The organism is Citrobacter sp. Cpo012 (genome assembly GCF_030333015.1).
GTDB classification, from domain to species: Bacteria; Pseudomonadota; Gammaproteobacteria; order Enterobacterales; family Enterobacteriaceae; genus Citrobacter; species Citrobacter portucalensis.
Genome location: NZ_JAOWGR010000042.1, coordinates 253,094 through 274,437, shown reverse-complemented (window position 1 = coordinate 274,437; position 21,344 = coordinate 253,094). Strand labels below are relative to the sequence as shown.

Here is a 21,344-nt window from a genome sequence, read left to right as displayed (position 1 = left end):
CCTTAGTTTTCCTTATTTTTTAGTGTAATCACGAGCACCAAAAATGGCAGTGCCAATGCGCACCATCGTGCTACCCGCCGCGATGGCGGCATCCATATCATCAGACATTCCCAGTGAGAGAGTGTCGATGCCTGGGTAGCGTGTTTTCAACCCGGCAAATGCTACCGCCATTTGCTGTGCAACTTCAAACTGCCTTACATAATCTGACTCTGGAGCCGGAATCGCCATCAGACCACGCAGGGTAATGCGCGGCAGTGCAGCTACTTCAGCGGCCAGTGCATCAAGCTCTGCCAGCGGAATGCCTGACTTACTGTTCTCATCGCTGATATTAATTTGAATCAGTACATTGAGCGGCGGCAGTTCCGCCGGGCGCTGTTCGCTCAGGCGGGCAGCGATACGCAGACGGTCGATCGTATGGCACCAGTCAAAGTGCTCGGCGACCAGACGACTTTTGTTGGACTGCAGCGGGCCGATAAAGTGCCACTGCAGATCGTTGACGCCTTTTTCCTGGAAGTAGCGGATTTTATCCACCCCTTCCTGCACATAGTTTTCACCGAAGGCACGCTGCCCTGCGGTAATGGCTTCTTCGATGGCGCTCGCAGGTTTGGTTTTACTGACTGCAAGCAACGTAACTTCTTCTGAAGACCGCCCGCAACGCGTCGCGGCGGCTGAGATTTTGTCCCGGACATGTGCCAGGTTATGCGCGATATCGTTCATTTTCCGAGGATGTTCATATGAATATGGAAGAAATAGTGGCCCTTAGTGTAAAGCATAACGTGTCGGATCTACACCTGTGCAATGCATGGCCTGCGCGCTGGCGCATACGTGGAAAAGTCGAAATCGCACCCTTTACTACGCCTGACGTGGAGAATCTGCTGATGTGCTGGCTCAGTGAGCAACAACAGGTACAGTGGCAGGAACAGGGGCAGATTGATTTTGCTATTGCGCTGGCAGGTTCCCAGCGGCTGCGCGCCAGTGCTTTTGTTCATCAACAGGGAACCTCACTGGCGCTAAGATTGCTCCCGCTTGATTGTCCACGTTTAGACGATCTCCAGACCCCTGACGTCATACCTGAACTGCTGCGCAGTGAAAATGGGTTAATTCTGGTGACAGGCGCTACCGGTAGCGGTAAATCAACGACCCTGGCGGCGATGGTTGAGTACCTTAATCAGCAAGTTGCGGGGCATATTCTGACGCTGGAAGACCCGATTGAATATCGCTACACCAGCCAGCGTTGTCTTATTCAACAACGGGAGGTGGGCGTGCACTGCGCTTCTTTTGCCGCTGGTTTACGCGGCGCGTTGCGTGAAGATCCCGACGTCATTTTGCTGGGCGAGCTACGCGACGTGGAAACCATTCGTCTGGCGTTAACGGCAGCGGAAACCGGGCATCTGGTGCTGGCAACGTTACATACGCGAGGGGCGGCGCAGGCCATCGCGCGGCTGGTGGATACCTTTCCCGCACAGGAGAAAGATCCGGTGCGTAATCAGCTGGCAGACAGCCTGCGGGCGGTACTTTCGCAAAAGCTGGAGGAAGATAAGCTGGGAGGACGCGTGGCGCTATTTGAGCTGCTCGTCAACACGCCAGCCGTGGGCAATTTGATTCGTGAAGGGAAAACGCATCAGCTACCCGGCGTAATTCAAACCGGGCAACAGACAGGTATGCAGACATTTGCACAAAGTCAGCAGCAGCGTCAGGCGCAGGGACGGATTTAGTAACCCTGCTCGAAATAGCTTTCGAGGATGACCACGGCAGAAGCGGAATCTACTTTGCCTTTATTCAACGCCCGGTATCCGCCTTGTTCGAACAGGCCGGAGCGGGCCTCGACGGTGCTCAAGCGTTCATCGTGCAGCGTTACGGTTACGCCAAAGCGACCGTGAATACGGTTAGCGAACTTACGCGCGCGCGCGGTAAGGGGCTGTTCTGTGCCATCCATGTTGAGTGGTAGGCCGACAATGATTTCATCCGGCTGCCATTCTTTCAGCAGGCGTTCAATCAAACTCCAGTCTGGCGTACCGTCCTGCGCCTTAATGGCGGGCAACGGTCTGGCCGTACCGGTAATGCGCTGACCAACAGCAACACCAATACTTTTCGTACCAAAATCAAAAGAGAGTAATGTTCCGCTCATCAGGCATGTCCCGCCACGCCTGGCATGGTCTGAATATCTATCCCGATAAGCTTCGCCGCATCGCGCCAGCGGTCGGCAATCGGCGTTTTGAATAAGATGTTGAGGTCTGCGGGCGCCGTGAGCCAGGCGTTATCCAGTAACTCTTGTTCCAGTTGACCTTTTTCCCATGATGAATAACCCAGCGCAACCAGCACTTCGGACGGTTGTTCTTGTGTGCCCAGGGTTTCTAGTACATCGCGGGAGGTGGTGATGATGGTGTTATCTGAAATGCGGATACTGGATGCAAAACGTGACGGCGGGGTATGCAGAATAAATCCACGGTCTTCCGCCAGCGGGCCGCCGAGCATCACTGGTTTATCCAGACGAATGGCCGGATCGCGTTCTTCTGGGGTAATCTTCAGCTTTTCCAGAATCCCTTCAATTTGTAAGTTTTCCAGAGGCTTATTAACGATAATCCCCATTGCTCCGTTCTCATTATGTTCACAGATGTACACCACGGAACGGCGGAAAATCGGATCCTGGAGAGCAGGCATGGCAATCAGAAAGTGATGCTGTAAATTCATTGTCAGAGGTTCTGTTTCCTGGTTCAAAAAAGCAACAGAGCCCAGTATGTGGGCAAAGCTCGAAGATGTCACCCTCTGAAGATAGCATTGCCGGATGACGGCTTCGCCTAATCCGGTCTGCGGGGTGCAATTTCAGGCCGGATAAGACGCGATGGCGTCGCTATCCGGCAACGTATTTACTTCTGCAAACGCGCCTCAATGGCATCCATCAGCATACCGGTAATCGAAACCGGGAACTCCGCTTCGATTTCACGAATACAGGTTGGGCTGGTAACGTTAATTTCCGTCAGACGATCGCCAATGATATCCAAACCGACAAAAATCAAACCTTTCGCTTTCAGCGTTGGCCCAATGCGACGTGCAATTTCCCAGTCGCTGTCGGTCAATGGACGCGGCTCACCACGACCGCCAGCGGCCAGGTTACCACGGGTTTCGCCGCCCTGCGGAATACGCGCCAGGCAATAAGGAACGGGTTCGCCATCGACCACCAGGACGCGTTTATCGCCATCTTTAATTGCTGGCAGATAGTTCTGCGCCATGCAGTAGCGGGTACCGTGCTCGGTCAGCGTTTCAGCAATGACGCCAAGGTTCGGGTCGCCTTCCTTCACACGGAAAATAGATGCGCCGCCCATACCATCCAGCGGTTTGAGAATGATGTCGCTGTGTTTTTGCCAGAAGGCTTTCAGCTGCGCTTTGTTACGCGTGACCAGCGTTTCCGGCGTCAGGTCGGCAAACCATGCGGTGAACAGCTTTTCGTTGCAGTCGCGCAGGCTCTGCGGTTTGTTGACGATCAGCGTCCCTTTTTCTTCTGCACGTTCCAGAATATAGGTAGCGTAGATGAACTCGGTATCAAACGGCGGATCCTTACGCATCAGAATAACGTCCAGGTCTGCCAGCGGGAGATCCTGCTCGCTCTTGAACTCATACCATTTGTCGTAGTTCTGCTCTACGCTCAGGGTACGCGTATGGGCACGGGCTTCACCGTTGATCAGATAAAGATCGGCCATCTCCATATAATGAATTTCGTAACCGCGACGTTGCGCTTCCAGCAGCATAGCGAAGCTGGAATCTTTCTTGATGTTGATGCTTGCGATGGGATCCATCACGATGCCGAGCTTGATCATTTTCTTCTCCGTTTATGCCTTAGCCCAGATCGCCAAAACGCACCTGTAGCGCAGTAATGGCGGTGAGCGCGGTTGTCTCAGTACGCAGAACGCGAGGTCCTAACAGAATATCAGTAAACTGATAACGTGCGGTCATGGCAATTTCATCTGCCGACAACCCGCCTTCCGGGCCAATCAGCAAGCGGATGCGTTCCACCGGCAGCGGCAGCGTATTGATGCTGGCGTTGGCGCGCGGATGCAGGTTCAGTTTCAGACCTTCGTCCTGTTCCGCGCACCATGCTTCCAAATCCATTGCCGGGCGAATTTCGGGCACCCGGTTACGACCGCACTGTTCGCAGGCGGCAATGGCGATTTTCTGCCACTGCTGGAGCTTCTTGTTCAGGCGTTCACTGTCCAGTTTAACGCCGCAGCGCTCAGAAAAAAGTGGCGTAATGAGGCTTACACCCAGTTCGATCGATTTCTGGATAGTGAATTCCATTTTTTCACCGCGCGACATCACCTGACCCAGGTGGATGTGCAACGGCGACTCACGATCGTCGAGTTCAGCGTTAAGTACCTTCACATCCACGCTTTTTTTACTGGCGTGGGTGATTTCAGCGTCGAATACCTGATTGCTGCCATCAAACAGCTGTAGCGCCTGACCCGGTCCCATACGCAGCACGCGGCCGATATGGTTGGCTGCATCTTCACACAGTGAAATTTGGCTGCCGGAAGTGATTGGCTCAGGGTGATAAATGCGAGGAATGCGCATAGTTAAACATCCGCGTCATGGCCCTGGGCTACGAAAGGCCAGGGCATGGTTAAAAATATTGACGCTAGTGTAGGTTAGCTCTTTTGCGCCTGGCAAGCGCGTTGCACATATGGGTTATGGTTCCCCTGTACCTTTGCAATGCGTTCGTCGCGCTCACACTCCCAGTCGGTGACCGGATATTGCTTATTCCAGGCGTTAAAAAGCTGAGTTTGCTGGCGGGAGAGCGTTAGAGAGTACTGGTCGCGCATGTAAAAATAGGTACGAGCAATGGCACCGCGGGCGCGGGCTGGCGGCTCGGCAACTTTCTCTTTGAAGTCGACCTTCATGGCGCATTGCCCATACTGACCCTCGCCACCGTTCCACTGGCTGTACATGAAGTTAGCGCGATCGCCATTTACCTCACCCACCGCAGGTTGCAGGTTATGCATGTCGCTTTCCATTTTGCGATAGACCGGATCTTTGGCGCAGTTTTTACGCCCTCCGTCCTGCCAGCACTGACGCTGATGACCAAATTGCCAGGCGGGGACAACGTGCTCCCATTCAATTCGACTGGCGCGGTTTTCATTTTTTCGCACTTTATAGCCGCAGGATTCGAGGTCAACGATCCCTTTTTTGCCTTGCCAGTTAATTTTACAACCGCAGTAGAAATCGCCCGGCGCATCGGCGTTCACCTTGACGCCTGCTGCTTTTGCCTGAGAAAAACTGTTGATGCCTTCGGCTAAAACCGGGCCTGAAAACGCAGCGGCTAACAGGGCCGCAGCAAAAGAAAAATGACGGTACATCACAAACTCCGTGTCAAAACGAGCCCGCAACGTAGCGAAAGTTATTCCAGTATGCAATCAGTTAGGTCAGAAAAGTTCCTGATAATTCTGAAGATTATTCTGCAACCAGCGGTTCGCCGCAGTGAACACAGCGGTAGGTGGCCTCACCGCGCACAACGCGGTTATGGCGGCGGACGGTCAGTTGGTGCTCCTGACACTTACAGCGGTAAGTAAAGGTCTTGCGCTGCACCGATTGCAGTTCAAACTGATGCGTGCGCCGGGCCGGTACGCCCAGTACGCTTTCCATCATCCATTTCCACTCTTTTCCGTGTGGCGGCACGCGCCCAAAGTGCTTCCACACCAGTAAATGCGCCAGTTCATGGGGCACAACTTCGTTAATGAATGCGTCGACGTTTTCCATCAGCAGGACGGGATTAAGGCGAATTTCATAGGTTTGTAGCCACGCAGTGCCGGCGGCGGTGCCGCGCTGTTGGTAAACCAGCTTTGGCTCCGGATATTGGCGTTCGAGCTTGAGATTGGCCTGGGCGAGTTTTTCCCGCAGGCTACGCATAACGGCTTGCTGGATGGCGATAGGGAGACGGGAGGTTTTCATAACGCCAGAGGATAGTGCGACAGGGAAGGGACTGCAAGAGGAAGGCTTCCTCCGCTGGGGAGGAAGCCTTTGGTGATTAGTCGTGTGCGCCAATTTCGCGCAGTTTACGACCCTTCATCAGGTTACGCTCAATGTGTTCCAGAGAGACGTTTTTAGTTTCAGGGATCAGCCACAGAGTCAGGAAGATGAACAGTACGTTCAGGCCGCCGTAGACCCAGAAGGTGTTGGCGCTGCCCAGCGAGTTCAGCATCGTCAGGAAGGTTGCGCCGACGATCATGTTGGCAATCCAGTTGGTTGCAGTAGAGCAGGTGATGCCGAAATCGCGGCCTTTCAGCGGCTGGATTTCAGAGCACAGTACCCAAATCAGCGGACCGGCGCTCATGGCAAAGCCAACGATAAACATCAGCAGCATCAGTACTGCGAAGTATTGTGCGGATGCCGAGTGAATACCCACGTGCATCATTGTACCCAGCACGCCCATACCAACGGCCATCACGATAAAGCCAAGGATCAGCGTAGGCTTGCGGCCCCAACGGTCAACCAGGCCAATGGCGATAAAGGTTGCCAGCACGTTGGTCAGACCGACGATAACAGTCCCCCACATCTGCTCGGTGGTGTTGGTGTAGCCCGCCAGCTCAAAGATTTTCGGTGCGTAATACATGATGACGTTCATCCCGGTGAACTGCTGCATCACCTGCAACAGAACGCCAAGGAATACCGCACGACGGAAGTTGCTATTTTCTTTAAACAGCGCCCAGCCACTCTGCTTTACCTGCAGACTTTCACGGATTTCATCCAGCTCGCGTTTGGCTTCTGCGCTGGTGTCACGCAGACGCAACAGGACGCGTTCAGCATCAACAAAACGACGTTTAGCTGCAAACCAACGTGGGCTGTCCGGCAGGAAGATAACGCCAACCAGAAGCAGCAGGGCAGGGATGATGATTACACCCAGCATCCAGCGCCATGCGCCGCTGTAGCTAAAGGCTGTATCGGAAAGATACGCGCCCAAAATACCGATGGTGATCATCAGCTGATACATAGAGATCATGCTGCCACGAATCTTTTCCGGGGCAATTTCAGACAGGTACAGTGGCGCGGTATAAGACGCAACGCCTACAGCCAGGCCGAGCAGCACGCGGGAAACCAGCAGGACTTCAACGTTTGGCGCAGCGGCGGAGAACAGTGAACCCGCAACAAACAAGATCGCACCGATCATCAGGCTTTTTTTGCGTCCCAGTTTGAAGGAGAGCCAACCGCTGCCGACAGCACCTACCGCCGCACCAAACATCATGGAACTCACCACCCATTCCTGAGTGTGCGGGGTAATTTGAAACTCGTCGGTGATGAACGGTAAAGCACCGGCAATAACACCGATATCCAGGCCAAAAAGTAATCCAGCCAGGGCTGCCAGAAAGCAGACAAAAAATGTCATGGCTTTGTTGGAACGCCCCGTTTTTTTATTGTCAGGCATGATGCCCTCCGGTTGGGTAGCTAGTTTTGTTGATGTTAAGGGTAGGTGAGTACGGGGTAAAAAAATGCGAATCACATCACATTAGTGTAATCGCTTACACTGTCATTCATGCGGATTATTGGTTAATTCATTGAAAGTTAACATTATTTATTGGGGTTAAATAATGTTGGTCGTCTGAATTTAAGACAGTGATGAAATATAATGTAACAGTGATGCAAGTGTGCTGGATAAGAGATGTTAATTCAAGGTAGAGGGAAATATGGTGTGATGTAATCGCTTTCATTTTCATTTAAAGCAATAGTAATCAGCGCGGTTTGGTGATGGATGTGGGAGAGGAAATAGGTATAAAAAAAGACCAGCGCGAGGCTGGTCTTCATAAGCGTTAAGTCTGGTTTAAATTACTTCAGACCGGCAGCGTCGCGCAGCAACTGTGCTTTGTCGGTTTTTTCCCATGGGAAATGTTCGCGACCAAAGTGACCGTAAGCAGCGGTTTCTTTGTAAATCGGGTGCAGCAGATCCAGCATCTGAATCAGGCCATACGGGCGCAGGTCGAAGAACTCACGCACCAGAAGAGTCAGCTGCTCTGAAGGCACTTTTTCAGTACCGAACGTTTCCACCATGATAGATGTCGGTTCTGCCACGCCGATTGCGTAGGAAACCTGAATCTCACAACGGTCAGCCAGGCCTGCGGCAACGATGTTTTTCGCTACGTAACGGGCTGCATAGGCTGCGGAACGGTCAACTTTAGACGGATCTTTACCAGAGAATGCACCGCCGCCGTGACGCGCCATGCCGCCGTAGGTATCAACGATGATTTTACGACCGGTCAGACCGCAGTCGCCCATCGGGCCGCCGATAACGAAACGACCAGTTGGGTTGATGAAGAATTTGGTCGAAGCGGTCAGCCATTCAGTCGGCAGTACCGGCTTGATGATCTCTTCCATAACGGCTTCTTGCAGCGATTTCTGGTCGATATCTTCAGAGTGCTGAGTAGACAGAACAACCGCATCAATACCGACGATTTTGCCGTCGTCATACAGGAAGGTTACCTGGCTTTTGGCATCCGGACGCAGCCAGGATAAGGTGCCGTTTTTACGCACTTCAGCCTGACGCTGCACCAGACGGTGAGCATAGGTAATAGGTGCTGGCATCAGCACGTCGGTTTCGTTGGTTGCATAACCAAACATCAGGCCCTGGTCGCCTGCGCCCTGTTCCAGCGGATCGGCACGGTCAACACCCTGGTTGATGTCCGGAGACTGTTTACCAATCGCGCTCAGTACCGCGCAAGAGTTGGCGTCAAAGCCCATGTCGGAATGCACATAGCCAATTTCGCGAACCGTGTTACGGGTGATCTCTTCGATATCGACCCATGCGCTGGTGGTGATCTCACCGCCAACTAAAACCATACCGGTTTTGACGTAGGTTTCGCAGGCAACGCGTGCTTTTGGATCCTGTTCCAGGATTGCATCCAGCACAGCATCAGAGATTTGGTCAGCGATTTTGTCAGGATGCCCTTCTGATACGGACTCGGACGTAAAAAGGTGTTTTGCCATATTTAATTTCACCTAAGGAGAATTTGGTTAGCTCAAACTGTCGAGTGGAATAGCCATGTGTAGAAGATTCTACCATGAGTCTGCAGATGACGGACACTGGCAGTCTGAGTGTTAATCGGTATAGATGGATTAACATCTGGACGGCTATTTTAGGACAGTTCTTCGCCTGATTTCCAGCTTTTTTTGATTGAGGTCGCATTGTACTGAAAATGTAACTGGAAATTTTTCCTGACGGTGCTGGCAATGTGCATATTTATCTTTTGCTTTTTGACTTTCTTATCGGTATAAAACGCGGCGCGCGGCTCATATCCGTCATACTTCAAGTTGCATGTGCGTTGGCTTCCTCGCTCGCCCCAGTCACTTACTCATGTAAGCTCCCGGGGACTCTCTGCGTTGCCGCCTTCCCGCAACTCGAATTATTTAGGATAGACAAAAGCACACGACGTTTTCATCGTGTTGCCACTTCCAGCCGGGTTAAAACTTTAGCTTTGGCTTGTGGGTTCGTTCCGTAAGGAGCAACCGTGGAGGTGATACGAGATAATGAACCGTTGTATTCTGCAGAATCTGTCGCACCGTTCTGGTGTACATATGTCCCCCGCAATCTGCATCTCTGCTTTGCATACCTGTCGATGTTATATACACAAAATCATTTATGCTGCGTCGAGGCGGCAAGTGAATGAGTCTCCTGAACGTACGAGTAGTACGTGACTGGGGCGAATGAGCGTAGCCAACAAAGAGGCTGCATGAAGGATGAAGTGTATACCCATCTCGGCGTATCTCAGGACTCAAGAGCCGGTAACGGTCACTAAGAACTGAACAAGGGCGCTCTTGGTAAACAAGAGTTTTCTCGTGGTTTCGCCGAACCGTCAGCATTAAGTTCGGTTACGTGTTTACATTGATATGAAAAAGAAACCGGTCGCACAGTCGGAGCGTCAGCACTATCTGCTGCAAATTCTGCCTGTATTTGGGTTGTTATCGCGTCTTCGGATTGCGATAGTAGTCAACTGTTTTACACTTGTTAATAAAATTGAGGTTCGCTATGTCTGACGACATTTCTTTGGGTTCGCCTTCGTCAGCAGGCGAACACGGTGTACTACGCTCCATGCAGGAGGTTGCAATGAGTTCCCAGGAAGCCAGCAAGATGCTGCGTACTTACAATATTGCCTGGTGGGGTAATAACTACTACGACGTCAATGAACTGGGTCACATCAGCGTGTGCCCGGATCCGGACGTACCCGAAGCGCGCGTTGACCTTGCTGAGTTGGTGAAAGCCCGTGAAGCGCAGGGCCAGCGTTTGCCTGCATTGTTCTGCTTCCCGCAGATCCTGCAACACCGTCTGCGTTCGATTAACGCCGCGTTTAAACGTGCCCGTGAATCTTACGGTTACAACGGTGACTATTTCCTCGTTTACCCGATCAAGGTCAACCAGCACCGCCGCGTGATTGAATCGCTGATCCACTCCGGCGAACCGCTGGGACTGGAAGCGGGTTCCAAAGCTGAACTGATGGCCGTTCTGGCTCATGCCGGAATGACCCGTAGCGTGATCGTGTGTAACGGTTATAAAGACCGCGAATATATCCGTCTGGCGCTGATTGGCGAGAAGATGGGCCATAAGGTCTATCTGGTCATCGAGAAGATGTCTGAAATTGCAATCGTGCTGGATGAAGCTGAACGCCTGAATGTCGTTCCGCGTCTGGGCGTGCGTGCGCGTCTGGCGTCGCAGGGCTCTGGCAAGTGGCAGTCCTCAGGCGGGGAAAAATCGAAATTCGGCCTGGCGGCAAACCAGGTGCTGCAACTGGTCGAAATTCTGCGCGAGCGCGGTCGTCTGGACAGCATTCAGTTGCTGCACTTCCACCTTGGCTCGCAGATGGCGAACATTCGTGATATCGCCACCGGCGTACGTGAATCGGCGCGTTTCTACGTTGAGCTGCACAAGCTTGGCGTCAATATCCAGTGCTTCGACGTGGGCGGTGGTCTGGGCGTGGATTACGAAGGTACCCGTTCGCAGTCTGACTGTTCCGTAAACTACGGCCTGAACGAATACGCCAACAACATCATCTGGGCAATTGGCGACGCCTGTGAAGAACACGGTCTGCCGCATCCGACGGTAATCACCGAGTCTGGCCGCGCGGTTACCGCGCACCATACCGTGCTGGTATCTAACATTATCGGCGTTGAGCGTAGCGAACACACAGAAGCAACGCCTCCGGCTGATGATGCGCCGCGTGCTCTGCAAAGTATGTGGGAAACCTGGCAAGAAATGCATGAACCGGGAACTCGCCGTTCGCTGCGTGAATGGCTGCACGACAGCCAGATGGATCTGCACGATATTCACGTTGGTTACTCTTCAGGTACCTTTAGCCTGCAAGAGCGTGCGTGGGCTGAGCAGCTTTATCTGAACATGTGCCATGAAGTGCAGAAACAACTCGACCCGAGCAACCGCGCGCATCGCCCGATTATCGACGAGCTGCAGGAGCGTATGGCGGATAAGATTTACGTCAACTTCTCGCTGTTCCAGTCGATGCCGGATGCGTGGGGGATCGATCAGCTGTTCCCGGTAATGCCGCTGGAAGGACTGAATCAGGTACCTGAGCGCCGCGCGGTGCTGTTGGATATCACCTGTGACTCTGATGGCGCTATCGACCACTACGTTGACGGTGATGGCATTGCGACCACCATGCCGATGCCGGAATATGACCCGGAGAACCCGCCGATGCTGGGCTTCTTTATGGTGGGGGCGTACCAGGAGATCCTCGGCAACATGCACAACCTGTTTGGTGATACCGAAGCGGTTGACGTGTTCGTCTTCCCTGACGGCAGCGTAGAAGTTGAGCTGTCCGACGAAGGGGATACCGTGGCGGATATGCTGCAGTACGTGCAGTTGGATCCGAATACCCTGCTGACGCAGTTCCGTGACCAGGTGAAAAACACCGATCTGGATACCGAGCTGCAGCAACAGTTCCTCGAAGAGTTTGAGGCCGGTCTGTACGGTTATACTTATCTGGAAGATGAGTAACGATAAATGCCTGCTGGCGCTACGCTTACCGGGCCTACGAAAGTAGGCCGGATAAAGCGAAGCCGCATTTGTGGCACTTACTTGAATCCGTACAAAATAACGGCGATAATTTGCCGTAAATATGCAGCTACCAAATCAATCCCTTCCTCGTCGGGCTTAACGACGCGGAGGGGATTTTTTTTCATCGATTTTTAAAGAGGTCAGTACATGAGCACCTTAGGTCATCAATACGACAACTCCCTGGTTTCTAACGCCTTTGGTTTTTTACGTCTGCCGATGAACTTCATGCCGTACGACAGCGACGCCGACTGGGTGATCACCGGTGTACCGTTTGATATGGCAACGTCTGGTCGTGCGGGCGGGCGTCATGGTCCGGCGGCGATCCGTCAGGTTTCCACTAACCTGGCGTGGGAGCATAACCGCTTCCCGTGGAACTTCGATATGCGCGAGCGCCTGAACGTGGTGGACTGCGGCGATCTGGTTTATGCCTTCGGTGATGCGCGTGAAATGAGTGAAAAACTGCAGGCGCATGCTGAGAAGCTGCTTTCTGCCGGTAAGCGCATGCTCTCCTTCGGCGGCGACCACTTCGTCACGCTGCCGCTGCTGCGCGCACACGCTAAGCATTTTGGTAAAATGGCGCTGGTGCATTTTGATGCCCACACCGATACCTACGCGAACGGCTGCGAATTCGACCACGGCACCATGTTCTACACTGCGCCGAACGAAGGTCTGATCGATCCGAATCACTCTGTGCAGATTGGTATTCGTACCGAATTCGACAAAGACAACGGCTTTACCGTGCTGGATGCCTGCCAGGTGAACGATCGCAGCGTGGATGACATCACCGCCCAGGTTAAGCAGATTGTCGGTGATATGCCGGTGTATCTGACCTTTGATATCGACTGCCTGGATCCTGCGTTTGCGCCGGGTACCGGTACGCCAGTGATTGGCGGTCTGACTTCCGATCGCGCGATCAAGCTGGTACGTGGTCTGAAAGATCTGAATATCGTCGGGATGGATGTTGTTGAAGTGGCTCCGGCCTACGATCAGTCAGAGATCACCGCACTGGCGGCGGCTACGCTGGCTCTGGAAATGCTGTATATTCAGGCGGCGAAGAAAGGCGAATAATAGTCGGACTATTTTACTCGTCATTTTGGGTCCGGGCAGTGCTCGCCATCCTCACGTACTACGTGTACGCTCCGGTGGCTGTGCGCTGGCCGGGCCCAAACTGACTTCGCCAATTACGTCCGATAATGGGATGAAATCTGTAGGCCGGATAAGGCGTTCACGCCGCCATCCGGCAGTGTTCAAGGGTTATTTGATCCCGTCTGCGCTCATGCGATCGCGTATATGTTGCGCACGTTCTGCGGATGCCGGGTGATCGTCAAACATTGAGCTTTGACGTCCAGCTTCCAGTTTGGCCAGTTTCTCAAAGCTGGTGGCTAAACCTGCCGGATTGATCCCGCGTTTGCGCAACAAATCATACGAGTAATCATCCGCCTCGGATTCCTGACGCTGGGAGAACTGCGAGTTCACCAGTTTCTCGCCAAGATCGCCCAATTGCGACTGCGACAGGCTGCCGACAATGCCGCCAGCGGATGCCGCCGCTGCACGTACGGCGTTGGTACCCAGCGCAACCTGCATACCTTTTTTCACGTGACCCAGCGCGACGTGGCCCATTTCATGGCCGATCACCGCTTCGACTTCGTTGTCGGTCATCATATCCATCAGGCCGCTGTACACGCGGATACAGCCGTTTGCCATGGCAAAGGCATTCACATCTTTCGCCATATAGACTTTGTAGTTCACCGGCTGGCCGTTAATGTTATCGCCAAGCGCGGCGGATATTTTGCCAAGACGCGTTGCGTACTCGCTGCTGGCCGGGGCGATAGTAGCCTTGCTGTCCATATCTTTACAGGCCTGATCGCTTAGCGCTTTTACCTGAGCATCGCTCAGACTGTAGGCCTGAAAAGCCTCCGCGCCAGAAGAAAGCAGTCCGTTGGAGTCCATGTTCTGGCAGCCGGTCAATGCCGCAGCCATGCTCGTAGCAAGCAGTAAAGCGCGAATTTTCATTTTTTCTCTTCCGCACAAAGTCAGGATTATTCTAAAAATTACGTCGTTTGCAGGTGAACCGACGCTCGGCCTAAGTATAAAGAAAAGAACAATACGCGGGCGAGAAGATTGCGCAACTTGCGCGCATGATCCAGAGATTTCTGAAGCGGCAAAAGGATGCTCCATGTACATGACACGCGGCTTGGGTTACATTGTTGGCACTTTTTTCCGGCGTAGCCCAAAACGCGCTGTCGTCAAGTCGTTAAGGGCTCAGCCTTCATTATCCGATCTGGAGTCAAAATGTCCTCACGTAAAGAGCTTGCCAATGCTATTCGTGCGCTGAGCATGGACGCAGTACAGAAAGCCAAATCCGGTCACCCGGGTGCCCCGATGGGTATGGCTGACATTGCCGAAGTCCTGTGGCGTGATTTCCTGAACCACAACCCGACTAACCCGTCCTGGGCTGACCGTGACCGCTTCGTGCTGTCCAACGGCCACGGCTCCATGCTGATTTATAGCCTGCTGCACCTCACCGGCTACGATCTGCCGATGTCCGAGCTGCAGAACTTCCGTCAGCTGCACTCCAAAACTCCGGGTCACCCGGAAGTGGGTTACACCGCGGGTGTTGAAACCACTACAGGTCCTCTGGGTCAGGGCATTGCGAATGCAGTGGGTATGGCTATCGCTGAAAAAACGCTGGCGGCGCAGTTTAACCGTCCAGGTCACGACATCGTTGACCACTTCACCTATGCTTTCATGGGCGACGGCTGCATGATGGAAGGTATCTCTCACGAGGTATGTTCCCTGGCTGGTACGCTGAAGCTGGGTAAACTGGTTGCGTTCTACGATGACAACGGCATCTCTATCGATGGCCACGTTGAAGGCTGGTTCACCGATGACACCGCGAAGCGTTTTGAAGCTTACGGCTGGCATGTGGTTCGTGGTGTTGATGGCCACGATGCTGACGCGATTAAGCGCGCAGTTGAAGAAGCACGCGCAGTAACCGACAAACCGTCCCTGCTGATGTGCAAAACCATCATCGGTTTCGGTTCTCCGAACAAAGCGGGTACTCACGACTCTCACGGCGCACCGCTGGGCGATGCAGAAATCGCACTGACCCGTGAACAGCTGGGCTGGAAATACGCGCCGTTCGAAATCCCGTCTGAAATCTACGCGCAGTGGGATGCGAAAGAAGCCGGTCAGGCAAAAGAAGCTGCATGGAACGAGAAGTTCGCTGCTTATGCGAAAGCCTACCCGCAGGAAGCGGCTGAATTCACCCGTCGTATGAAAGGTGAAATGCCGTCTGACTTCGACGCCAAAGCGAACGAGTTCATTGCTAAGCTGCAGGCTAATCCGGCGAAAATCGCCAGCCGTAAAGCTTCTCAGAACGCGATTGAAGCCTTCGGTCCTCTGCTGCCTGAATTCCTCGGCGGCTCCGCTGACTTGGCACCGTCTAACCTGACGCTGTGGTCTGGTTCGAAAGCGATTAACGAAGATACTGCCGGTAACTACATCCATTACGGTGTGCGTGAATTCGGTATGACCGCTATTGCGAACGGTATCTCCCTGCACGGTGGTTTCCTGCCGTACACCTCCACCTTCCTGATGTTTGTGGAATATGCCCGTAACGCGGTGCGTATGGCTGCGCTGATGAAACAGCGTCAGGTCATGGTCTACACCCACGACTCCATCGGTCTGGGCGAAGACGGCCCGACTCACCAGCCGGTAGAGCAGGTTGCTTCTCTGCGTGTGACCCCGAACATGAGCACATGGCGTCCGTGTGACCAGGTTGAATCCGCCGTTGCGTGGAAATACGGTGTTGAGCGTCAGGACGGCCCGACCGCGCTGATCCTCTCCCGCCAGAACCTGGCACAGCAGGAGCGTACCGAAGAGCAACTGGCAAACATCGCTCGCGGTGGTTACGTGCTGAAAGACTGCGACGGTCAGCCGGAACTGATCTTCATCGCTACCGGTTCTGAAGTTGAGCTGGCTGTGGCTGCGTGGGACAAACTGACTGCCGAAGGCGTGAAGGCTCGCGTGGTTTCCATGCCGTCTACCGACGCGTTCGACAAACAGGATGCCGCTTACCGTGAGTCTGTGCTGCCGAAAGCGGTTTCCGCTCGCGTTGCAGTGGAAGCAGGTATCGCTGACTACTGGTTCAAATATGTGGGCCTGAACGGCGCAATCGTCGGTATGACCACCTTTGGTGAGTCTGCTCCGGCAGAGCTGCTGTTTGAAGAGTTCGGCTTCACCGTAGACAACGTTGTCGCGAAAGCTAAAGAACTGCTGTAATTTCGATTACAGGTGAAAACGGGTCGCTCAGGCGGCCCGTTTTTTTTTGCTTTTCCGGAACGCGCCGCGCGTTGCGCAATCGCACGGCGCAGTCTGCTATCCAGAGCGTCTGCGGCATCGTTGAAGGGCTCCGGGACTCGGACCTCGCGCTGGTGATTAGATGCAGGTTAGGGGGCTTTCTGATTTAAATCAGGGTGTGTAACACGACAACGAAATAATTTTGCTAAAGTTATTCGTCATTCTGGAATATGGAATAAATTTAGCGTTGAAGGGCGTTAAAATGTGACGCAAGTCAGATAACTGTGTTCTGTTGCTGGACAATCATTCCTTTTATTCCGCGTTTCGCTTATTCTAGCTGAAGCGTTTCAGTCGATTAAATGTTCGACAATTAACCAATTAGTCGCAGTTTGCGACAGGTAAGGTTTCCCTGAGCGATTTGCTGCATTACTCTGTCTGCCACATCGTTTCTGAGAAATCCTTGCAGGAGACCTATGACCGTACGCGTAGCGATTAATGGTTTCGGTCGCATCGGACGCAACGTGGTTCGTGCTTTGTATGAATCCGGGCGTCGGGCGGAAATCACCGTGGTGGCAATCAACGAACTTGCGGATGCTGCAGGCATGGCGCATTTGTTGAAATATGACACCAGCCATGGACGTTTTGCCTGGGATGTTCGTCAGGAACGTGACCAGCTCATCGTTGGCGATGACGCTATCCGCATTCTGCATGAGCGAACACTCGATGCACTTCCATGGCGCGAACTGGGTGTCGACATCGTGCTGGATTGTACGGGGGTCTTCGGCAATCGCGAACACGGCGAGGCGCATATTGCCGCTGGTGCAAAAAAAGTGCTCTTTTCACATCCTGGTAGTCACGACATCGACGCAACCGTTGTATATGGCGTTAATCAGGATCAGCTGCGCGCTGAGCACCGGATCGTTTCCAACGCTTCCTGCACCACGAATTGCATAATACCCGTCATTAAATTGCTGGATGATGCTTACGGCATTGAGTCTGGTACCGTCACCACGATCCACTCCGCGATGCACGATCAGCAGGTTATTGATGCTTATCATCCTGACCTGCGTCGCACGCGAGCGGCCAGCCAGTCGATTATTCCGGTTGATACCAAACTGGCGGCGGGCATCACGCGAATTTTCCCGCAGTTTAACGATCGTTTTGAAGCGATAGCGGTGCGTGTACCGACCATAAATGTGACGGCGATCGACTTAAGCGTGACGGTGAAAAAACCAGTAAAAGCCAGTGAAGTCAACCAGTTGCTGCAAAAAGCAGCACAAGGTGCATTTCATGGTATAGTTGACTATACGGAATTACCGTTGGTCTCTGTAGATTTTAACCACGACCCGCACAGCGCCATCGTTGATGGTACGCAAACGCGTGTGAGTGGCGCTCACCTGATCAAAACGCTGGTCTGGTGTGATAATGAATGGGGCTTTGCTAACCGTATGCTCGACACTACGTTAGCGATGGCTGCTATTGGTTTCAGGCTCGACGCTTGAGCGTCGACAAAACTTTATGAATCAACGAGAGGATTCACCATGTCTGTAATTAAGATGACCGATCTGGATCTGGCTGGTAAACGCGTTTTTATCCGTGCGGACCTGAACGTACCAGTTAAAGAAGGGAAAGTAACCAGCGATGCGCGTATCCGTGCTTCTCTGCCGACCATCGAACTGGCCCTGAAACAGGGTGCGAAAGTGATGGTAACTTCCCACCTGGGTCGTCCTACCGAAGGCGAGTACAACGAAGAATTCTCTCTGCTGCCGGTTGTTAACTACCTGAAAGACAAACTGTCTGCTCCGGTTCGCCTGGTAAAAGATTACCTGGACGGCGTTGAAGTCGCTGCCGGTGAACTGGTGGTTCTGGAAAACGTTCGCTTCAACAAAGGCGAGAAGAAAGACGACGAAGCACTGTCCAAAAAATATGCTGCGCTGTGCGACGTATTCGTAATGGACGCTTTCGGTACAGCTCACCGTGCACAGGCTTCTACTCACGGTATCGGTAAATTCGCTGATGTAGCTTGCGCAGGCCCGCTGCTGGCTGCTGAGCTGGATGCGCTGGGTAAAGCACTGAAAGAACCTGCTCGTCCGATGGTTGCTATCGTTGGCGGTTCTAAAGTTTCCACCAAACTGACCGTTCTGGATTCTCTGTCAAAAATCGCTGACCAGCTGATCGTTGGCGGTGGTATCGCGAACACCTTCGTTGCCGCTCAAGGCCACAACGTGGGTAAATCCCTGTACGAAGCTGACCTGGTTGACGAAGCTAAGCGTCTGCTGACCACTTGCGACATCCCGGTCCCGACTGACGTTCGCGTAGCGACTGAATTCTCTGAAACTGCACCGGCTACTCTGAAGTCCGTTAGCGATGTGAAAGAAGACGAGCAGATCCTGGACATCGGCGACGCTTCTGCACAGCAGCTGGCTGACATCCTGAAAAATGCGAAAACCATTCTGTGGAATGGCCCGGTTGGCGTGTTCGAATTCCCGAACTTCCGCAAAGGTACTGAAATCGTTGCTAACGCTATCGCAGACAGCGAAGCGTTCTCTATCGCAGGCGGCGGTGACACCCTGGCAGCAATCGACCTGTTCGGCATTGCTGACAAAATCTCCTACATCTCCACTGGCGGCGGCGCTTTCCTCGAATTCGTGGAAGGTAAAGTATTGCCAGCAGTAGCGATGCTCGAAGAGCGCGCTAAAAAGTAAGCATTTAATGGGCAGGGAAACCTGCCCAATTATTAGCGCGCTTTAGAGCGCGCGCCCTTTCCAAGGCCGAAGATACAGGATTCGTAATATGTCTAAAATTTTTGATTTCGTAAAACCAGGCGTAATCACTGGTGATGACGTACAGAAAGTTTTCCAGGTAGCTAAAGAAAACAACTTTGCTCTGCCAGCTGTTAACTGTGTGGGTACCGACTCCATCAACGCCGTTCTGGAAACCGCTGCTAAAGTTAAAGCGCCGGTAATCGTACAGTTCTCCAACGGTGGTGCTTCTTTCATCGCGGGTAAAGGCGTGAAGTCTGACGTTCCTCAGGGCGCTGCAATCCTGGGTGCTATCTCTGGCGCGCATCACGTTCACCAGATGGCTGAACACTACGGTGTTCCGGTTATCCTGCACACTGACCACTGCGCGAAGAAACTGCTGCCGTGGATCGACGGTCTGCTGGACGCGGGTGAAAAACACTTCGCAGCAACCGGCAAACCGCTGTTCTCTTCTCACATGATCGACCTGTCTGAAGAGTCTCTGGAAGAGAACATCGAAATCTGCTCCAAATACCTGGCGCGCATGTCCAAAATGGGCATGACCCTGGAAATCGAACTGGGTTGCACCGGTGGCGAAGAAGACGGCGTGGACAACAGCCACATGGACGCTTCTGCACTGTACACCCAGCCGGAAGACGTTGATTACGCATACACCGAGCTGAGCAAAATCAGCCCGCGTTTCACCATCGCAGCTTCCTTCGGTAACGTACACGGCGTTTACAAGCCGGGTAACGTTGTTCTGACCCCGACCATCCTGCGCGACTCTCAGGACTATGTTTCTAAGAAACATAACCTGCCGCACAACAGCCTGAACTTCGTCTTCCACGGCGGTTCCGGTTCTACTGCTCAGGAAATCAAAGACTCCGTAAGCTATGGCGTAGTGAAAATGAACATCGACACCGATACCCAATGGGCTACCTGGGAAGGTGTTCTGAACTACTACAAAGCGAACGAAGCTTACCTGCAGGGCCAGCTGGGCAACCCGAAAGGCGAAGATCAGCCGAACAAGAAATACTACGATCCGCGCGTATGGCTGCGTGCTGGTCAGGCAACCATGATCACCCGTCTGGAACAGGCTTTCAAAGAACTGAACGCGGTTGACGTTCTGTAATTTACGCCGTTCTACGTGACATGAGGCCCGCAAATGCGGGCCTTTTTTATTGCCATTTCAATATGCTGCTGGCAGAGAATTCTGTGATCTGTTTGGCAAAATCCAGGTTTATTGTTTACCCTTGTCAGATTGCCAGTCCCGTTGGGACGGCTTTATTTTTCCCATTTGGGTAAGCAAAAAAGGAATATTGAATGGAAGATTTGAATGTTGTCGACAGCATAAATGGTGCGGGCACCTGGCTGGTCCGCAATCAGGAGCTGCTGTTAAGCTATGCCGTCAACATCGTTGCGGCCATCGCCATTGTCATTATCGGTATGATTGTGGCGCGAATCGTATCAAACACCGTTAACCGCCTGATGGTGGCACGTAAAATTGATGCAACCGTTGCTGACTTCCTCTCCGCACTGGTGCGCTACGGTATTATCGCGTTCACGCTGATTGCCGCTTTGGGTCGCGTTGGGGTACAAACCGCTTCTGTGATTGCCGTTCTCGGTGCCGCAGGTTTAGCCGTTGGTCTGGCGCTGCAAGGTTCGCTGTCCAACCTCGCCGCTGGCGTGCTGCTGGTGATGTTCCGTCCGTTCCGCGCAGGTGAGTATGTAGACCTCGGCGGCGTAGCGGGAACCGTACTCAACGTGCAGATTTTCTCCACGACTATGCGTACCGTAGACGGTAAGATTGTTGTGATCCCAAACGGTAAAATCATTGCCGGGAATATCATTAACTTCTCTCGTGAGCCGGTTCGTCGTAACGAATTTATCATCGGCGTGGCTTACGACTCCGATATCGATCAGGTGAAAAAAATCCTCACCGATATCATTCAGTCTGACGAGCGTATCCTTAAAGATCGTGAAATGACGGTGCGCCTGAATGAGCTGGGCGCTTCCTCGATTAATTTTGTGGTACGCGTCTGGAGCAACAGTAGCGATCTGCAAAGCGTCTACTGGGACGTACTGGAGCGTATTAAACGCGAGTTTGACGCCAACGGTATCAGCTTCCCGTACCCGCAGATGGATGTGAACTTCAAGCGTGTGAAAGAGAGCGCGGCAGAGTAATCGCGTGCCCGGTGGCGCTATCGCTTACCGGGCCCGCAGGTTTTGTAGGCCGGATAAGGCGTCAGCCGTCATCCGGC

General features: G+C 53.1%; 19 protein-coding genes and 1 pseudogene. 10 read left to right on the top strand and 10 right to left on the bottom strand.

Annotated elements, in window-relative coordinates:
- Window positions 1-12: 12 nt before the first annotated feature.
- Entirely contained in the window at window positions 13-717 is a 705-nt protein-coding gene (locus tag OGX90_RS19510; RefSeq protein ID WP_057067562.1) for a YggS family pyridoxal phosphate-dependent enzyme, read from the bottom strand.
- 17 nt (window positions 718-734) lie between these two features.
- Here OGX90_RS19510 and OGX90_RS19505 point away from each other — a divergent pair, with 17 nt between their 5' ends.
- Window positions 735-1,715 carry a type IV pilus twitching motility protein PilT gene (locus OGX90_RS19505; protein ID WP_286624536.1) on the top strand — a complete coding sequence of 327 codons (981 nt, stop codon included), beginning with the start codon at window positions 735-737 and terminating at the stop codon, window positions 1,713-1,715.
- Here OGX90_RS19505 and ruvX read toward each other — a convergent pair.
- The 8 genes from ruvX to metK all read right to left on the bottom strand — a co-directional run bounded on the left by ruvX (window position 1,712) and on the right by metK (window position 8,964).
- Window positions 1,712-2,128 (bottom strand): Holliday junction resolvase RuvX, encoded by a 417-nt coding sequence (gene ruvX / locus OGX90_RS19500; protein WP_008785771.1) that lies wholly within the window; start codon window positions 2,126-2,128, stop codon window positions 1,712-1,714. The two genes, OGX90_RS19505 and ruvX, sit on opposite strands and share 4 nt — an antisense overlap.
- Window positions 2,128-2,691, bottom strand: coding sequence for a YqgE/AlgH family protein (locus tag OGX90_RS19495; RefSeq protein WP_003027086.1), 564 nt, complete (start codon window positions 2,689-2,691; stop codon window positions 2,128-2,130). Before OGX90_RS19495 ends, ruvX begins: the two co-directional genes overlap by 1 nt.
- 176 nt (window positions 2,692-2,867) lie before the next feature.
- Complete coding sequence (gshB, locus tag OGX90_RS19490; protein ID WP_003027083.1) at window positions 2,868-3,815, bottom strand: glutathione synthase; 948 nt, start codon at window positions 3,813-3,815, stop codon at window positions 2,868-2,870.
- Window positions 3,816-3,834: 19 nt separating this feature from the next.
- A complete protein-coding gene (gene rsmE, locus OGX90_RS19485; RefSeq protein ID WP_111464965.1) occupies window positions 3,835-4,566 on the bottom strand; it encodes a 16S rRNA (uracil(1498)-N(3))-methyltransferase in 732 nt (243 codons plus the stop codon).
- 74 nt (window positions 4,567-4,640) lie between these two features.
- Entirely contained in the window at window positions 4,641-5,348 is a 708-nt protein-coding gene (endA, locus tag OGX90_RS19480) for a deoxyribonuclease I (protein WP_103284734.1), read from the bottom strand.
- Between the two features lie 94 nt (window positions 5,349-5,442).
- The gene (locus OGX90_RS19475; RefSeq protein ID WP_003825440.1) at window positions 5,443-5,940 is read right to left on the bottom strand and encodes a SprT family zinc-dependent metalloprotease; all 498 of its coding nucleotides are present in this window, start codon (window positions 5,938-5,940) and stop codon (window positions 5,443-5,445) included.
- A 76-nt stretch (window positions 5,941-6,016) separates the two neighbouring features.
- Window positions 6,017-7,411 (bottom strand): galactose/proton symporter, encoded by a 1,395-nt coding sequence (gene galP, locus OGX90_RS19470; RefSeq protein WP_008785766.1) that lies wholly within the window; start codon window positions 7,409-7,411, stop codon window positions 6,017-6,019.
- Between the two features lie 398 nt (window positions 7,412-7,809).
- Complete coding sequence (metK, locus tag OGX90_RS19465; RefSeq protein ID WP_234692669.1) at window positions 7,810-8,964, bottom strand: methionine adenosyltransferase; 1,155 nt, start codon at window positions 8,962-8,964, stop codon at window positions 7,810-7,812.
- Between the two features lie 540 nt (window positions 8,965-9,504).
- Between metK and yqgG the strand changes: the two are divergent.
- The 4 genes and pseudogenes from yqgG to speB form a co-directional block, all read left to right on the top strand.
- Window positions 9,505-9,606 (top strand): annotated as a pseudogene (yqgG, locus tag OGX90_RS19460) (small protein YqgG); the annotation flags it as partial.
- A 258-nt stretch (window positions 9,607-9,864) separates the two neighbouring features.
- Window positions 9,865-10,011, top strand: a complete 147-nt coding sequence (yqgB, locus tag OGX90_RS19455; protein ID WP_071692618.1) for an acid stress response protein YqgB — start codon at window positions 9,865-9,867, stop codon at window positions 10,009-10,011.
- On the top strand, window positions 10,004-11,980 hold the full coding sequence (speA, locus tag OGX90_RS19450) for a biosynthetic arginine decarboxylase (RefSeq protein ID WP_071692619.1): 1,977 nt from the start codon (window positions 10,004-10,006) through the stop codon (window positions 11,978-11,980). The genes yqgB and speA overlap by 8 nt, the downstream gene beginning before the upstream one ends.
- Before the next feature lie 207 nt (window positions 11,981-12,187).
- Window positions 12,188-13,108 carry an agmatinase gene (gene speB / locus OGX90_RS19445; RefSeq protein ID WP_234692668.1) on the top strand — a complete coding sequence of 307 codons (921 nt, stop codon included), beginning with the start codon at window positions 12,188-12,190 and terminating at the stop codon, window positions 13,106-13,108.
- A gap of 186 nt (window positions 13,109-13,294) precedes the next feature.
- On the opposite strand, the gene loiP is transcribed toward speB, so the two are convergent.
- Entirely contained in the window at window positions 13,295-14,053 is a 759-nt protein-coding gene (loiP, locus tag OGX90_RS19440) for a metalloprotease LoiP (RefSeq protein WP_032944921.1), read from the bottom strand.
- A gap of 279 nt (window positions 14,054-14,332) precedes the next feature.
- On the opposite strand from loiP, the gene tkt reads away from it, so the two are divergent.
- From tkt to OGX90_RS19415, 5 genes are all read left to right on the top strand, one after another.
- Entirely contained in the window at window positions 14,333-16,324 is a 1,992-nt protein-coding gene (gene tkt, locus OGX90_RS19435) for a transketolase (protein ID WP_003825453.1), read from the top strand.
- 491 nt (window positions 16,325-16,815) lie between these two features.
- Window positions 16,816-17,844 carry an erythrose-4-phosphate dehydrogenase gene (epd, locus tag OGX90_RS19430; protein WP_008785759.1) on the top strand — a complete coding sequence of 343 codons (1,029 nt, stop codon included), beginning with the start codon at window positions 16,816-16,818 and terminating at the stop codon, window positions 17,842-17,844.
- A gap of 39 nt (window positions 17,845-17,883) precedes the next feature.
- Window positions 17,884-19,047 (top strand): phosphoglycerate kinase, encoded by a 1,164-nt coding sequence (pgk, locus tag OGX90_RS19425; protein WP_003027032.1) that lies wholly within the window; start codon window positions 17,884-17,886, stop codon window positions 19,045-19,047.
- An 88-nt stretch (window positions 19,048-19,135) separates the two neighbouring features.
- Window positions 19,136-20,215, top strand: coding sequence for a class II fructose-bisphosphate aldolase (gene fbaA / locus OGX90_RS19420; protein ID WP_003027029.1), 1,080 nt, complete (start codon window positions 19,136-19,138; stop codon window positions 20,213-20,215).
- Between the two features lie 191 nt (window positions 20,216-20,406).
- Window positions 20,407-21,267 carry a small-conductance mechanosensitive channel MscS gene (locus OGX90_RS19415; protein ID WP_003825461.1) on the top strand — a complete coding sequence of 287 codons (861 nt, stop codon included), beginning with the start codon at window positions 20,407-20,409 and terminating at the stop codon, window positions 21,265-21,267.
- The last annotated feature ends 77 nt before the right edge of the window (window positions 21,268-21,344 follow it).

Bases quoted from the DNA above. Each gene is read 5' to 3' on its own strand.
- metK (WP_234692669.1), bottom strand. From the start codon at position 8,964: ATGGCAAAACACCTTTTTACGTCCGAGTCCGTATCAGAAGGGCATCCT.
- gshB (WP_003027083.1), bottom strand. From the start codon at position 3,815: ATGATCAAGCTCGGCATCGTGATGGATCCCATCGCAAGCATCAACATC.
- epd (WP_008785759.1), top strand. From the start codon at position 16,816: ATGACCGTACGCGTAGCGATTAATGGTTTCGGTCGCATCGGACGCAAC.
- OGX90_RS19510 (WP_057067562.1), bottom strand. From the start codon at position 717: ATGAACGATATCGCGCATAACCTGGCACATGTCCGGGACAAAATCTCA.
- loiP (WP_032944921.1), bottom strand. From the start codon at position 14,053: ATGAAAATTCGCGCTTTACTGCTTGCTACGAGCATGGCTGCGGCATTG.
- OGX90_RS19505 (WP_286624536.1), top strand. From the start codon at position 735: ATGAATATGGAAGAAATAGTGGCCCTTAGTGTAAAGCATAACGTGTCG.
- rsmE (WP_111464965.1), bottom strand. From the start codon at position 4,566: ATGCGCATTCCTCGCATTTATCACCCTGAGCCAATCACTTCCGGCAGC.
- ruvX (WP_008785771.1), bottom strand. From the start codon at position 2,128: ATGAGCGGAACATTACTCTCTTTTGATTTTGGTACGAAAAGTATTGGT.
- tkt (WP_003825453.1), top strand. From the start codon at position 14,333: ATGTCCTCACGTAAAGAGCTTGCCAATGCTATTCGTGCGCTGAGCATG.
- speB (WP_234692668.1), top strand. From the start codon at position 12,188: ATGAGCACCTTAGGTCATCAATACGACAACTCCCTGGTTTCTAACGCC.
- yqgB (WP_071692618.1), top strand. From the start codon at position 9,865: ATGAAAAAGAAACCGGTCGCACAGTCGGAGCGTCAGCACTATCTGCTG.
- pgk (WP_003027032.1), top strand. From the start codon at position 17,884: ATGTCTGTAATTAAGATGACCGATCTGGATCTGGCTGGTAAACGCGTT.
- galP (WP_008785766.1), bottom strand. From the start codon at position 7,411: ATGCCTGACAATAAAAAAACGGGGCGTTCCAACAAAGCCATGACATTT.
- endA (WP_103284734.1), bottom strand. From the start codon at position 5,348: ATGTACCGTCATTTTTCTTTTGCTGCGGCCCTGTTAGCCGCTGCGTTT.
- OGX90_RS19475 (WP_003825440.1), bottom strand. From the start codon at position 5,940: ATGAAAACCTCCCGTCTCCCTATCGCCATCCAGCAAGCCGTTATGCGT.
- OGX90_RS19495 (WP_003027086.1), bottom strand. From the start codon at position 2,691: ATGAATTTACAGCATCACTTTCTGATTGCCATGCCTGCTCTCCAGGAT.
- speA (WP_071692619.1), top strand. From the start codon at position 10,004: ATGTCTGACGACATTTCTTTGGGTTCGCCTTCGTCAGCAGGCGAACAC.
- OGX90_RS19415 (WP_003825461.1), top strand. From the start codon at position 20,407: ATGGAAGATTTGAATGTTGTCGACAGCATAAATGGTGCGGGCACCTGG.
- fbaA (WP_003027029.1), top strand. From the start codon at position 19,136: ATGTCTAAAATTTTTGATTTCGTAAAACCAGGCGTAATCACTGGTGAT.